The organism is Salinisphaera dokdonensis CL-ES53 (assembly GCF_040361215.1).
Taxonomy (GTDB): Bacteria; Pseudomonadota; Gammaproteobacteria; order Nevskiales; family Salinisphaeraceae; genus Salinisphaera; species Salinisphaera dokdonensis.
Genome location: NZ_APND01000005.1, coordinates 271,357 through 286,152, shown reverse-complemented (window position 1 = coordinate 286,152; position 14,796 = coordinate 271,357). Strand labels below are relative to the sequence as shown.

Genomic DNA, 14,796 nt, shown 5'->3' with positions numbered 1-14,796 from the left:
CCGGTGAAAGCATGCTGACGATCCCCTCGTTCGACAACGCCCGTGTCCTGGTCGTGGGCGATATCATGCTGGACCGTTACTGGTACGGCGATACCGGACGCATCTCTCCGGAGGCGCCGGTGCCGGTGGTGCGCATCGCCGACGAGGAGCGCCGTCTTGGCGGCGCCGCGAACGTTGCGCTCAATCTTGCCCGTATCGGCGCAGATACGCGGCTGATCGGTGTGGTAGGTGATGACGAGCCCGGCGAAGCCACCGCCGCGCTGCTCGAGCGCGAGGGCGTGACGCCGGACCTACTGATCAGTAAAAGCCATCCCACGATCGCGAAGCTGCGGGTGATGAGCCGCAATCAGCAGTTGATCCGGCTGGATTTTGAAAAGTCCTTCGCGCTCGATGGCGCCTTTGCGCGCGATGCGTTCCTGACGCGCTATCGTGCCGCGCTTGCCGATACCGACGTTGTGATCTGCTCGGACTATGGCAAGGGCACGCTGGCCGATGTCGAGGCGATAATCGCGGCGGCACGCGAGCTGGGTATTCCGGTGCTGGTCGATCCCAAGGGCAGCGACTGGCAGAGATACACGCTGGCCACGATGATCACCCCGAACCTGCACGAGTTCGAAGTCGTAGCCGGCACGGTGACCGACGACTCAAGCCTTCAGAACAACGCGGATGCGCTGCGTGAGCGGCTCGAAGTCGACAGCCTGCTGGTCACCCGTAGCGAAAAGGGCATGAGCCTGTTCTCGCAGGCCGGCCATCTGCACCTGCCGGCGCAGGCCCAGGAAGTATTCGATGTAACCGGAGCCGGCGATACGGTCATCGCGCTCCTTGGCGCCGGACTGGCCGCCGGCCTCGAACTCGGCGACGCGGCTGCCATTGCGAACCTGGGTGCCGGCATTGTGGTCGCCAAGCTGGGTACCGCCACGGTGACACCTGCCGAGCTCAAGCGCGCCGCGCGCAACCAGCGCGGCAGCGCGGCGGGACTGGTTGATGAAGACACGCTCGCCGGCATCGTCGCCGATCTGCGGGGGCGTGGCGAACGCGTAGTCATGACCAACGGCTGCTTCGATCTGCTGCATCCCGGCCATATCGCCTATCTTGAGGCGGCGCGTGCGCTGGGCGACTGGCTGATCGTCGCGGTGAATGACGACGCCTCGGTCGGACGCCTGAAAGGCCCGTCGCGTCCTCTCAACGATCTCGAACATCGCATGCAGGTGCTGCGAGGGCTGTCTGCGGTCGACTGGGTTGTGCCCTTTGCCGAGGACACGCCCGAGCGCGTGATCTGTCGGCTGTGTCCGGATGTGCTGGTCAAGGGCGGCGACTACAAGCCGGACGAGATCGCCGGTGGCGACTGCGTGCGCGCTGCAGGCGGCGAGGTGCGAGTCCTGGATTTCGTCGATGGTTATTCCACCTCGGCGATCATTGAACGCATGAACGACGCGCCCGACACCGACTGACATGCTCTGGCGGGCCGTCTACTGTCTGGCCACATGGCTCGTGCTGCCCCTGGTGTTCGGCTATTTCGCCTGGCGCGGCCGACGCGAACCGGCGTACCGGCAGAATTTTGGCGAGCGCCTGGGTCTTGTTGACGACGTGCCCAAGGACGCGATCTGGGTGCATGCGGCGTCGGTCGGTGAAGTCGTGCTGATCGCACCGCTAGCGGAAGCGCTAGAGCGGCGATTCCCGCAATCAACGCTGTTGATCACCACGATGACGCCCACGGGGCGCGAACGCGCGATCAAACGCTTCGGTGATCGTGTCTGTATCCGCTATGTACCACTCGATACGCTGGGCGCCACGCGTCGATTCATGGCAGCCGCTGCGCCGCGTATCGGCATTCTGGTCGAGACCGAGCTCTGGCCGAACCTGATCGCCGCTGCGGATCGTGCCCATGTGCCGCTGGTGCTGGTCAACGCGAGCGTGTCCCAGCGCTCGGCCGAGCACTACGCGCGCTGGCCGCTGGCGAATGCGACACGCTTCATGCTCGCGCGTATCGACGCGATCGGCGCAGCGAGCGAGGCCCATGCAGAGCGCTTCGCGACGCTCGGTGCGCCGGTCGAGCGCGTGGTGGCGACCGGCAATCTCAAGTACGACACGCCCGACCATGCCGATACCGAGACTGCCGGCAAGGCGTTGCGCCGGCAATGGCAGGCCGATACGCGCGGCATTGTCGTTGCTGCCAGCACCCACGAGGGCGAAGAAGAGATCCTGCTCAAGGCGTTCGAACGGCTGCGATCCCGCGACTGTGGCGGACTTTTGGTGATCGCGCCGCGTCATCCCCAGCGGTTCGATGCCGTGGCGGCGCTGCTCGAAGCCAGCCCCTGGTCGGTCGCACGCCGCAGCGTCGGCGATGCCGTGGGCGAGGCCACGGATATCGTGCTGGCCGATACGCTCGGCGAGGTTCCAATGTTCTACAGCGCGGCCGACGTCGCGGTCGTGGGTGGCAGCTTCGTGCCCGGCATCGGCGGCCACAACGTGCTCGAACCCGCCGCGCTGGGCCGCCCGTTCTGTGTCGGCCCTTATATCGAAGAATGGCAGGACATCGTCGACGGGCTCGTCGGGTGCGGCGCGGCGCGTATCTGCAAGACGCCCGCACAGTTGGCGGACACAGCCGGCCACTGGGGACTGGACCGTGATCGCGCGCTTGCCGCGGGCGCGGCCGGCCGGGCCCATGTGCGCGAACAAGAGGGCGCGCTGGATCGCAGTATCGCGCTGATCGAGACGGCGCTGGGCCGGCACCCGGGTTGAACGGCTTCGAATAAATTCGCCGCCTGTGCTATATGAAGCATTCTAGCCGCGGCAGCGCGCGGTGTGCACAGGGGGAAAACAATGAATAACTCTAATTGGGCGCGTCGAATTGCGCCCTGGATGCTGGTATTCGTGGCGGCCGGGCTGAGTGCCTGCGGTGGCGGAGGCGGCGGCTCCGATGATGATGGCGGCAGTGGGGGCGGCAGTGCCGGTGGCGGAACGGGCGGCGACTCGACCGCCGATCCATCACAGGTTCCCGGCCTCAATGCCGATGGCGATATCGTCGATCCCGGTGAAGCCGCAACCGTGAGCTACGCGCTTCCCGACGATGCCAACATCATTCGGGTCAACCTCACCATAAAGGCGCCCACCAGCGATGCCTGCCAGGCAGACGATCCGGCGACGATCGAGGATGAAGAGGACTACCGAGGCTGCACCCTTACCGATCTCAATGGCGGCGACGACCCGGACAACCGCGGTGACACCGACGGCAGCGACGCGTTCGATCCGGAGCTGCAGATCACGGCCAGCATCCCGGATACCGAGTTCAAGTTCATCGGCGAAATGGAAGTTCGCGGCGCGTCGACCCGCCAGTCGAAACAGAAGTCCTACAAGGTCGAGTTCGACAACGAGGACGACGACGGCTTCGATGACGACTGGTTTGGCATGGAGCGCTTCCAGCTCAACAAGCATCCCTACGACCTAAGCCATATCCGCAACAAGCTCGCTTTCGATCTGTTCACTCAGGTCTCGGACTTTCCGAGCCTGCGCACCCAGTTCATTCATCTGTACGTGACCGACGAGGCCAACCCGGCGGCGGGCGAGCAGGATTTCGGTCTGTTCACCAACGTCGAATACATGGATGACGACTGGGCAGAAAATCACGGCCAGCTGGAGGAATCGAATATCTTCAAGGCAGAACAGTTCGAGTTCCTTTCGCCCGAAGAGACGCCTCTGATTCGTGCCGATGCGGACTCCGACGAGTTCGAGACCCTTCTCGAATCCAAGGGCGACAATGAAAACACCGACGTACTGATCGCCATGCTCGAGGCGATCAACGACGGTGAGCCCGATTTCAACACCGATTTCGCACGCTATTTCCATCCGGACAATTTCCGGACCTGGCTTGCGATCAATATTCTGTTGTCCAACAAGGACACCAACTCACAGAACTTCTATCTTTATCGTCCGGCGGATGTCGACGGCGATGGCGTCGAGGACTTCGAGCGGTTCTACTTCACGCCATGGGACTATGACGGCGCCTGGGATTTCTACGGCCAGCCCAACGAGGCTGCCGAGAACCCGATACGGCCGCGCTGGCAGCAGGGCTTGGCCAACTGGTGGGGCATGGTGCTGGTACGTGAGTACATCAAAGCCGGTGCCGGCAACGTGCAGGCGCTGACCGCCAAACTGGATGCCCTGCAAAGCGCAGAGGTTACGGCTGCGAACGTGCAGCGTCTGATCGACGGTTATCCGATCGACGAAATCAAGGCTGTGCTGACCACAAACCCGGATCTGAACAATCTGCCGCTGCAAGGCTCGGGGAGTGCGGCGGACCAGATCCAGGCCGAGATCGATCGGCTGCCGGCCACCATCGCCGCCGCGCGCGCAGAATACGACGCCACGCTCGAACGGCCCATGCCGGTCTATATGGCCGCCGAAAACCAAGGAGGCAACGTCGTGCTGCGCTGGGATGCCTCCTACGATATCCAGAGCGATGCCCTGCGTTACGACGTACGGTTATCGACGAGTCCGGTGCTGGCAACCGGCCGGTCTGGCGATGCCTGCACGGCCGCCGACGATGAGCCCATGCGACTTCTTGACGGCGATACCTATCAGGAGAACGGGCTGGTCGGTACGTCGACCGTGCCGAGCACGCCTTTGACGCCGGGCACGCGCTACTACCTGCAGGTCGTCGTGCGCGATGCCAAGAATTATTGTCAGAGTGCGTTCGACGAGTACTACGACGAAAGCACTGATCAGGTGTCTTCCGGCATTCTCGCCTTCGACTATCAGTCGGATGGTTCGGTCAGCCTGGTCATCGACTGACCGTCCGCTTCGACGGTGATAGAGCGCCGGCCTCGGGCCGGCGTTTCTTTTGGCGGCGAGATATCCCCTGCGATGCTGGACGCGCGCCGCTGCCGAATAGCTCTGACGACGAATCACTAGGCGAGAGCGGCACTTGTCGCCCTTCACAGCGGGGGTAGGATGTGAAACTCTGGCCAAGCTATGGTTTTTTAAACGGGGGGACCTCATGGCGATAGGCGTCTGGATCAGTCTGATCCTTTACTTCGGGCTGATGATCGGCATCGGCTTTTATTCGTGGCTCAAGTCCACATCCTCATCCGAGGAATACATGCTGGGCGGGAGAAATCTCAGCCCGTCCGTAGCGGCGCTTTCAGCGGGCGCCTCCGATATGAGCGGCTGGTTGCTGTTGGGGTTGCCCGGCGCGCTCTATGCCTCCGGACTGGTCGAAGCCTGGATCGGCATCGGCCTTTTCGTCGGCGCGTTCGTGAACTGGATCGTTGTCGCGCCGCGACTGCGTGAGCAGACCGAGCGTTACGACAACAGCCTGACAATTCCGCAGTTTCTGTCGAAGCGTTTTCCGTCCCGCGCCATGGCCCTCCGGACCGTGTCGGCGGTGATCATTGTGGTGTTCTTCGCGGTCTATACCGCCTCCGGCCTGGTGGCCGGTGGCAAGCTGGTGCAGAGCGCGTTCGGGGACGTCGTCAACATTGCCTCCTTCAGCGACTATTCGGTCGGGATCTGGGGCACGCTTGCTGTCGTGCTGGCCTATACCGTCGTGGGTGGCTTTCTGGCCGTGAGTCTGACCGACTTCTGCCAGGGCGTGATCATGATGCTCGCATTGATCATCATGCCGGCGGTCGTGCTGTTCGGCAGCGGCGGCGGGGGCTTTGCCCAAGCGTCCGAGACGCTGGCCGGGGTCGATCCCAACTTCCTGTCGTTGACCAACGGGTTGACGTTCTTCGGCTTTCTTTCGGCCGTGACCTGGGGGCTGGGTTATTTCGGTCAGCCGCATATTATCGTGCGTTTCATGGCGATACGCACGGTGGGCGAGGTATCGAAAGCCCGGAATATCGGCATGAGCTGGATGGGCATCTCGCTGATCGGTGCGGTCTGCGTGGGCGTATTCGGTCGCGCGTACGCCGTGCGTAACGGCCTGGATGTCGGCGATTCGGAAACGATTTTCATCGTGCTCGCCGATCTACTGTTCCATCCGCTGGTGACGGGCTTCCTGTTCGCGGCACTGCTCGCGGCGGTCATGAGTACGATTTCCAGCCAGCTGTTGGTGGCGTCCTCATCGCTCACCGAGGATTTCTATCGGCTGTTCCTGCGCAAGGAAGCAAGCGAAAGCGAGAGCGTGATGATCGGCCGTATCAGCGTGCTGCTGGTCGGTATCGTGGCAGCCTTTATTGCCAGCGATCCGAACTCGCAGGTGCTTGGTCTGGTCAGTAACGCCTGGGCTGGTTTCGGTGCTGCCTTCGGCCCGCTGATCATCTTGTCGCTGACGTGGTCGCGGATGTCCGGCACGGGCGCTGTAGCGGGCCTGGTCGGCGGTGCAGCCACAGTGATTGTGTGGATCTCGATGGGCTGGAACAGCAGCTTCCTGGGCGGCCCGGGTATCTACGAGATCATCCCCGGCTTCATCGTGGCCTGGCTCGCGATCTATGTCGTCAGTCTTGCAACCCAGACGAGCGGCGAGTTCCGCGCGGTGGAGGCCCGATAGCCAAGACGCACAGCCCGCCTGTCATGGCTGTATAAATGGCCATGGTGGGCGGGGGTTTCTGAACCGAGAACTTAGCAGCCGGTGGAAGGCTGCATTGAGTGCCTCGATTGAACAGGAGGCGGCTTTTCGGTCCAAGCTGGGGAGGGAAGCTGGTGGTGATCACGGCAGGCCGCAGATCGCTTGTCCGACCTTGATACGCCGTTCGCCTTGTGCCCGATTTATATCCAGTAGAAACAAGAAAGCCGGCGGTTCGCACCGCCGGCTTTTTGTATTCCGCTTCGCCTCAGGCGTAGCGTTGCGGCTCCGGGGTGACGAACTCGTTGTGTGTTGGCTCGTCTTCTTCCAGCGACATGAGCGACGCATTGCCACCTGCCGCCGTGGTGTCGCGGCTGATGGCCCGCTCGGTTGCAAAGCGATGCAGGTAGTGCGGGCCGCCGGCTTTCGGGCCGGTGCCGGACAGGCCTTCACCACCGAACGGGTGAACGCCGACCACGGCACCGATCATGTTGCGGTTGACGTACGCATTACCCACCTTGATCCGGCGTACGACGCGTTCGACGGTGGTATCGATTCGGCTGTGAATGCCAAAGGTCAGGCCATAGCCTAGGTTGTTGATGTCATCGACGACCTCGTCGAGCTGCTCTGCCTCGAAGCGTACGACATGCACGATCGGGCCAAACTGCTCGTCGCCGAGATCCTTGATGCTCTCAAGCGCCAGCGCACGCGGGGCGAAATAGGTGCCCGATCTGGTCTGCTCGCCGAGGTTGCAGGTATAGATTGTCTTGAGCTTGTCGCTCGCCTTCTTGGCATAGTCCGCCAAGCCGTCGCGCGCTTCGGCGTCGATAACCGGGGTCACGTCGGTCGAGATTTTCCACGGGTCGCCGATGGACAGCTCGGCCATGGCGCCGGAAAGCATGTCCAGCAGCGTGTCGGCAATGTCGTTCTGGACATAGAGCACTCGTAGTGCCGAACAACGTTGGCCTGCGCTCTGGAAGCCGGAGCGAATCACGTCGGCCACGACCTGTTCGATCAGTGCCGAGGAGTCCACGATCATGGCGTTCTGGCCGCCGGTTTCGGCGATCAGCGGAATGAGCGGACCGTCTCGATCGGCGAGTGTCTTGTTGATTGCCTTGGCAGTGGCCAGCGAGCCCGTGAAGGCAATGCCGGCCACCCGGAGGTCCGCAACCAGTTTGGCGCCTACGGAGGGGCCGTCGCCGGGTAGCAGGTGAAGCACGTCGCCGGGGATGCCGGCTTCGTGCATCAACTCGACCGCGCGATAGCCGATCAGGCTGGTCTGCTCGGCGGGCTTGGCAATGACCGCATTGCCGGCCGCCAATGCTGCCGTAACCTGACCGGTGAAGATGGCGAGCGGGAAGTTCCACGGGCAGATGCATACGAACACGCCGCGACCGTCCAGGCGGTAGGTATTGCGCTCGCCGGTGGGGCCGGGCAGCAGTTTCTCGCCGTCGAACTCGTCCTCGACCTGGCAGGCGTAGTAGCGGCAGAAATCCACGGCTTCGCGCACTTCCGCCACGCCGTCGCCGATATTCTTGCCGGCCTCGCGCGCACACAGCGCGATCAACTCGGCCGTGTGGTGTTCGAGCAGATCGGCGTAGCGGCGCAGCACAGCTGCGCGCTCGGCGCCGGGCGTTGCGCTCCAGCGATCTGCTGCGCCGTGCGCGCTGGCAAGCGCCGCCTCGATATCGTTCTCGTCGGCCCAGATGACGTCACCCACCGTCTGGCCGGTGTCAGCAGGCGAGGGAATGGGGCGCGTGCTGCGTTCCTTGCCCTTAGTGTCGGTGGTTACCGCTTTGCCGTCGATCAATGGTGCGACCCGCCAGACCCGGGCGTCGGCTTCGCGCATGCCTTTCGCGAGCGCATCGAGTTCTCGCACATCCGAGAGATCGACACCCTTGGCGTTCGGCCGACGTTCTCCGTAGAGCTCGTGCGGCATGGGAATCTGCGGATGCTGGGCCACGCTTTGCTGCTCGGCAGCGATGACCGGATCGGCGACGATATCCTCGACGGGTTCGCTTTCGTCCACGAGCCGATTCACGAACGAACTGTTGGCCCCGTTTTCCAGCAGGCGGCGTACCAGATAAGCGAGCAGGTCCTCGTGCGGGCCGACCGGCGCATAGATACGGCAGGGGGCAGGGTTATCGCCTTTCTCGACGATTTCTTCGTACAGGTCTTCGCCCATGCCGTGCAGGCGCTGGAACTCGAAGTCCTTGCGGTCACCTGCGGCCTGGCGAATGTAGGCCAGGGTATGCGCATTATGGGTTGCGAACTGGCCGTAAAACACGTCGGACGCCGCGAGGATGCGCTGCGTACAGGCAAGGAACGACACATCCGTATTGTGCTTGCGCGTGAACACCGGGTAGCCGTCCAGGCCTGCTTCCTGCGCTTTCTTGACTTCGGTATCCCAGTAGGCGCCTTTGACCAGACGAATCATGATCCGGCGGTTATGGCGCCGACCCAGATCCGCGAGCCAATCGATCACATCGAGCGCGCGCTTCTGATAGGCCTGTACGGCGAGGCCAAGACCCTGCCATTCGGATAGGTCGTCTTCCTGCGACACGCAGGCGAAAAGCTCGAGCGACAGGTCCAGCCGCGCGGCTTCCTCCGCATCGATGGTGAGGTTGATGTTGTGCTTCGCAGCCAGACGGGCGAGCTTGAGCAAACGCGGGAGCAGTTCGCGATGTACGCGCTCTCGGTGGCTGAGCTCGTAGCGTGCATGCAGGGCCGAAAGCTTGACGGATACACCCGGAGACTTTTCCGGGCCGCGTTCGCGGCTGGCTTCACCGCAGGCTTCGATAGCGTGCCAGTACTCGTCGAAATAGCGTTGCGCGTCCTTGTCGGTTCGCGCTGCCTCGCCGAGCATGTCGTACGAATAGGTATAGCCGCGCTTTTCCAGCGATCGCGCGTTGCTGATCGCTTCCTCGATCGTGCGGCCCATCACGAACTGTCTGCCCATGATGCGCATCGCCTGGCTGACCGCCTGGCGGATGAACGGCTCACCACTGCGCTTGACCAGGCGCTGCAGTACGCTGCGGAAGTTGCGCTGTGGCGCATCCTCGTAGCGAAGGATTCGACCGGTCAACATCAGGCCCCAGGTCGAAGCATTCACGAACCAGGACTTCGACTCACCCAGATGCGACTCCCAGTTGGAGCCACCGATCTTGTCGTCGATCAACCGGTCGACGGTGGCGTCGTCCGGGATGCGCAGCAGGGCTTCGGCCAGACACATGAGTACGACACCTTCCTGACTGGAAAGCTCGTACTCATGCATGAACGCATCGATCCCGCTGCCGTGGGAGTTCTTCTTGCGAACCGCCTTTACTAGTCGACCGGCCTCGGATTCCACCTGGCCACTCATGGCCGGTTCCAATTTGGCGATCTTGATCAGGCGATCGACCTGTTCGGCTTCGTTGCATCGGTAGGTGTCGAGGACGCCCCGATACGCCGTTTCGTCGATCTGGCTCGGGCGGGAATAATTCATGGAGGCCTTATAAATAAACGATTCCGAGCCAATTTATCGCGTTGTGCCGGCGGCGTCGAATGTGCTGCTGCACTGGATCTGCGCCGGCAACGGTCCCAGCGGATTTCTGGCCCGAATCGGGGAGGGCAAGCGGTGAAACAATCGCCCGCGACCAAGGTGTTGCCCCGTGACGGCCGTGACAGGACTGGTTGTTATCCGCTGTCCAAGCCACAGGGAAACCTGGACCGCGGCCTTCAATGCATCGCGTAGGCACATGCCCGAATGCGCAAAAGGGCGGTGGAATTGCTAGCTAGTCTAGAAAATTATAAAAAATTTCTGTTAGGAATTTCGACGTTTGACAGCGGATGAAAGGACATCAGTGCACCATGAATGCGTAGCTTTAGGCATTTTTTTAAATAAATTATCTGGCACATTCGATCTGCGGCAAAGCGCGAAAGTACAAGTGAAATCGATTAAAGATGCGCTCGTTTGAAAAGTCGGATTTCCTTCCTGTGCTCAAAAAGGGTCAACAATCCCAACCGATCTGTCGGAAAATATTACGAAATATAGTGGTTTTAAGAAAACAAAGGGTTTTGTTCGGGTATTTGACTCTAAAAAAATCGATGAATAGTGTTTCGAGCACGAAAAAGGCATAGCGGCCGAAAGGTCGTGACGCAAAGCTCTCGGGTCTAAAGCGCCACCCGGCGCCATGATGGCCGAGCTACCGGCAACAATGCGTTGGCGGCGTTTAAATAACGGTTCCGCCACGCTTGCACGTCTGCGATGTGTCGCTGGAGCCGCCGTCAATGGTGGTGATCAAATGACACAGAAGGTGCGAGTCAGCATGTTTGCAAACTTCCTGGTTTTCTTTTGCTTTATTCTGCCGGGCTGTAGTTCGGGCGGATCGTCGGACGGCGGTAGCGAGCCGATCACGTCTCCGGCGCCGGTTACCGAGCAAGCCGGTTCGGGATCGAGCAACGGAGAAGGTGGCTCGGGCATGGAGATGCCGACCGAGTCCGAAGACGAAGAAGAAGAGGTGACGGAAGAAGAGGTCACCAATGACACGCCGCCCGTCAGCGGTGGTAATGAGTCGCCTGCCGAGAATGGAGGCGATGGATCCGACCCCGAAGCGGGCGAGGGTAACGCCGACGGCGACAGCACGGGTGCGCCGGCCGATCCCTCGGAACCGGAGACACCCGAACCAGAGCAGCCACAGGAACCCGAGCCTGACGCGCCGGTGGAAGGTGAGTCAGAAGACGGGGAAGCGACGCCCACGACCGGTGGCGTCAGCCAGGAGTGGTCCGACGCCGGGGTGTCCAACTTTCAGGTGCAAAGTCAGTCCGACCGAAACCAGACGGACGTGCTGGTGACTGCGGGCCAGGTGTTCGCGCAGGGCTCGGTTCAGTCCGCTGACTCACTCCAGGCCAGCGCGGATGGTGCGCGTATTCCGCTTCAAGTCGACGCGAAAGCCACGTGGCCCGATGGTTCGCTACGTCATGCGATCGTTACCGTACGCCTGCCGCAGCTTGCCGCTGGCGGCTCGCCACTTGTCGTACTTGATGTGGGCAGCAGTGAGGCCGCCACGGGCGGACCGGTCACCGCTGGGCAATTGCTGGCGACCAGTTTCGACACAACGCTCGATATCTCCTCGGGCAGCGGTAACTACCAGGCGAGTGCTCGTCAGATGTTGCAGAACGCAACCGGTAGTGGGGTCTGTACCGATTGGGGCGTGCAGTGCAAGCAGTGGCTGTCGGGCCCACTCGTGTCGGAATGGATTGTCGGCGGCCCCCTGAGCGCGTCAAACGGGGATCACGACAATCTAGCCGCCTATTTTCATATTCGTGCCTATTCCGACGGCTCGGGCGGTGTCGCGCGGGTACGCGTGGACACGGTGGTCGAAAACAACTGGGCTTATAAATCGGCGCCCCGGAACGTGGACTACGAAGCTACGGTCAATACGGGTACCGAAAGCTACAACGTCAGTGGGCTGACGCATTATGACCATGCCCGTTGGCACAAGGTTCTCTGGTGGCAGGAATCGCCTAAAGCGTATGTGCGCCTGAACAGTGAGCAGTTGCAGGAAAGCCGAGCCGTTTCGCGCTACGCCGACGTGACGCCGACCGACGAATTTCTGGACAAGCAGACCACGGTTTATGAACCGATGAAGAATGGTGACCAGACGGCGCGTATGGGGAATACAGGCGCGCAGCCATCCATCGGGCCGTTGCCGCGCTGGACTTCGGCTTATGTGGTTTCTTCGGACCCGCGGGCATTCAACTGGATGCTCGTCAACGACGACTCGGTGGGTAGCTACAGTTTCCATTATCGCGACGAGCAGACGGGGCGCCCATTGGAGATCACCCGTCACCCTTATGTCTCGATTGCTGCGTTCAGCTTCGCCAACAACACCTCCAAATCCAGCTGGAAAAAGGATCTTTTGCCTAAATGTCCTGGCGGTTCGAATCCTCCCCGAGCCGAAGAGTGCAAGACCCCGCTCGATTTCAACATCGCACACCACCCCTCGACCGGGTATGTGTCATATCTGGCAACGGGCGATTATTACTACCTCGAGGAAATGCAGTTCGTCGCCTCCTATGTCGAACTTTGGATGAACGCCCAGTACCGCGACTACGAAAAGGGCCACCTGGTGGGCCAGGTGCGTGGACAGGCATGGTCGCTGCGCTCGATCCTGGATGCGGCTTTCGCGACGCCTGACGAGGACCCGCTGAAGTCCTATTACGAAGGACTCGTCGAAAACAATATTGCCGAGTACAACCGCGAACTAACCGACAGCGGCAGTCCGATTCACGTGTTGAACAACTCCAGTGCCGTGATCTATCCGATGAACGGGCAGGACCGTGTCGGTATCGCGCCGTGGCAGCAGGACTTCTTTACCTGGGCCGTTGGACACGCGGCGGATCAGGGCGTTGAAGGCGCAGATCGTTTGCTCAAGTGGCTGTCCACTTTCCAGATCGGTCGCATGACCAACTGGAAAGGCAGTGCCGACGGCTACTGCTGGCTCCAGGCCGCCGTCTACAAGTTGCAGATTCGCGACGTGAAAGGTGGAGAAGATTACGCCTCGCTGGATCGCGCCTACGAGCAGACGTTCCCCGAGCTTCAAGGCTTGGAATGCAACAGCCAGGAAATGGTCAATCTCTGGGCCGGTGGCAAGTACGACCGTGGTGAGATGTCCGGTTATGCCTTCTCGCCGACCGGCTTTCCGTCGAATTTCCAGATCGGCCTTGCCATGGCGGCGTCGAGTGGTGTCGCCGACGGAGATCTGGCCTGGCAGATTTTTGCCGATCGCGATGTGCAGCCTGATTACAGCAACTATTCCAACTTTGCGGTAGTACCCAGGGAGTAGCTCTGTACGAGTAGACTTCTTTTTGTGCTCATCGATGACCTAAGCTAGGTCGACACTCCTAGCGACGGGCCTCGAAGTGCGGACGATCCAGATAGACCTGATAGCGGCGGCGCGACCCAATTTCATGAAGGTTGCGCCGCTTTTTCATGCGTTGGCGCCAGAAGACTGGTGCCGCGTGAGACTGGTTCATACGGGGCAGCATTACGACGCGAATATGTCGGACTCCTTCTTCCGGGACTTCGATCTGCCCGCACCCGATATTCATCTCGAGGTTGGCAGCGGGAGTCACGCCGAGCAGACGGGCCGCGTCATGATGGCCTACGAGAAGGTCTGCGTTGAGCAGCGCCCGGACTGGGTGGTCGTGGTCGGTGACGTGAACTCCACCATTGCCTGTGCACTAGCGGCCGTGAAGCTGGGTATCCGTGTTGCGCACCTGGAAGCGGGGCTGCGAAGCCGCGATCGCCGTATGCCGGAAGAGATCAATCGGCTCGCTACTGACGCAATCGTCGATTTGCTGTGGACGCCGTCCGTCGATGCGAATGAAAACCTTCTGGCCGAGGGGGTGTCGCCCGACAAGATCGAATTTGTTGGCAACGTGATGATCGATGCCTTCGAACTGGCTCGAGGGCGCATCGAGGACGAGGGTACGTGCGAAAAGTTCGGTCTCGCAGCAGGGGAGTTCGGCGTCGTAACGCTGCACCGCCCGTCCAACGTCGATGATCCGCAAACGCTTCGGCTGTTGGTGGATCAACTTGTCGACGTCAGTCGCAGCGTGCCATTGGTCTTCGCGGTTCACCCTCGCACACAGGCACGGCTCGCGGAGTTCGGCCTCTCGGAAACACTCGAGCAGGCGCCGTACATCAGGGTGGTGGAGCCGCTAGGTTATCTCGCTTTCATGAACCTGGTGACCCAGTCGCGAATCGTAATAACCGACTCGGGCGGGGTTCAGGAAGAAACGACCTACCTTGGGATTCCGTGCCTCACTCTGCGCGAGAACACCGAGCGCCCGATCACAACGAGCCAAGGTAGTAATCGGCTCATCAAGCCTGCTCAGCTCGTAGACGCGGTGGCCGAAGTCGTGGCGTCCGTGTGCATAAAAGCGGAGCCGCCCGAATTATGGGATGGCCAGGCGGCGCACCGAATTGTTGCCGATTTGCGCCGTCGTACAGGTAGCTGACCGGCGATTCAAGATAGCGTGGACCGCCTTTCCCTGGCGGTGTCAATTCTGCCGACTCCCTCTATTTCTGCTTCGCAGTGCTGTTGCGAGGCCGCTGCACGGCTATGGGGTTGAGTACATGCATGATCGGGGTGTCGGTCAGCGCTACAGTTTTGCGCGCTGTTATCAGCAGATGCATCGTGTTCTCGCGAATTATTGAAACCGTTCGCAAGCCTTTGAGCTAAAATAAAAAAGATCTCATGGTGCTGCAAATTTTCGGCTGATATGCATCGCGCCGGTCCAAAACG

Annotated in this window: 7 protein-coding genes and 1 riboswitch; of the genes, 6 read left to right on the top strand and 1 reads right to left on the bottom strand. The window is 61.2% G+C overall.

Annotation, left to right across the window (positions count from 1 at the left end; genetic code table 11):
• Positions 1-11 precede the first annotated feature (11 nt).
• The 4 genes from hldE (at position 12) to putP (ending at position 6,490) form a co-directional block, all read left to right on the top strand.
• Positions 12-1,451 carry a bifunctional D-glycero-beta-D-manno-heptose-7-phosphate kinase/D-glycero-beta-D-manno-heptose 1-phosphate adenylyltransferase HldE gene (gene hldE / locus SADO_RS15945; RefSeq protein ID WP_353113174.1) on the top strand — a complete coding sequence of 480 codons (1,440 nt, stop codon included), beginning with the start codon at positions 12-14 and terminating at the stop codon, positions 1,449-1,451.
• A 1-nt stretch (position 1,452) separates the two neighbouring features.
• Complete coding sequence (locus SADO_RS15940; RefSeq protein ID WP_353113172.1) at positions 1,453-2,742, top strand: 3-deoxy-D-manno-octulosonic acid transferase; 1,290 nt, start codon at positions 1,453-1,455, stop codon at positions 2,740-2,742.
• 81 nt (positions 2,743-2,823) lie between these two features.
• Positions 2,824-4,791, top strand: coding sequence for a CotH kinase family protein (locus tag SADO_RS15935; protein ID WP_353113170.1), 1,968 nt, complete (start codon positions 2,824-2,826; stop codon positions 4,789-4,791).
• Positions 4,792-4,996: 205 nt separating this feature from the next.
• The gene (gene putP, locus SADO_RS15930; RefSeq protein ID WP_353113168.1) at positions 4,997-6,490 is read left to right on the top strand and encodes a sodium/proline symporter PutP; all 1,494 of its coding nucleotides are present in this window, start codon (positions 4,997-4,999) and stop codon (positions 6,488-6,490) included.
• 283 nt (positions 6,491-6,773) lie between these two features.
• Here the strand turns inward: putP and putA are convergent, their stop codons facing one another.
• The gene (gene putA, locus SADO_RS15925) at positions 6,774-9,989 is read right to left on the bottom strand and encodes a bifunctional proline dehydrogenase/L-glutamate gamma-semialdehyde dehydrogenase PutA (protein WP_353113166.1); all 3,216 of its coding nucleotides are present in this window, start codon (positions 9,987-9,989) and stop codon (positions 6,774-6,776) included.
• Positions 9,990-10,607: 618 nt separating this feature from the next.
• A riboswitch (cyclic di-GMP riboswitch) is annotated at positions 10,608-10,697 on the top strand.
• 91 nt (positions 10,698-10,788) lie between these two features.
• On the opposite strand from putA, the gene SADO_RS15920 reads away from it, so the two are divergent.
• A complete protein-coding gene (locus tag SADO_RS15920) occupies positions 10,789-13,332 on the top strand; it encodes an RIFT barrel domain-containing protein (protein WP_353113164.1) in 2,544 nt (847 codons plus the stop codon).
• A gap of 76 nt (positions 13,333-13,408) precedes the next feature.
• A complete protein-coding gene (gene wecB / locus SADO_RS15915) occupies positions 13,409-14,509 on the top strand; it encodes a non-hydrolyzing UDP-N-acetylglucosamine 2-epimerase (protein ID WP_353113162.1) in 1,101 nt (366 codons plus the stop codon).
• Positions 14,510-14,796: the final 287 nt, after the last annotated feature.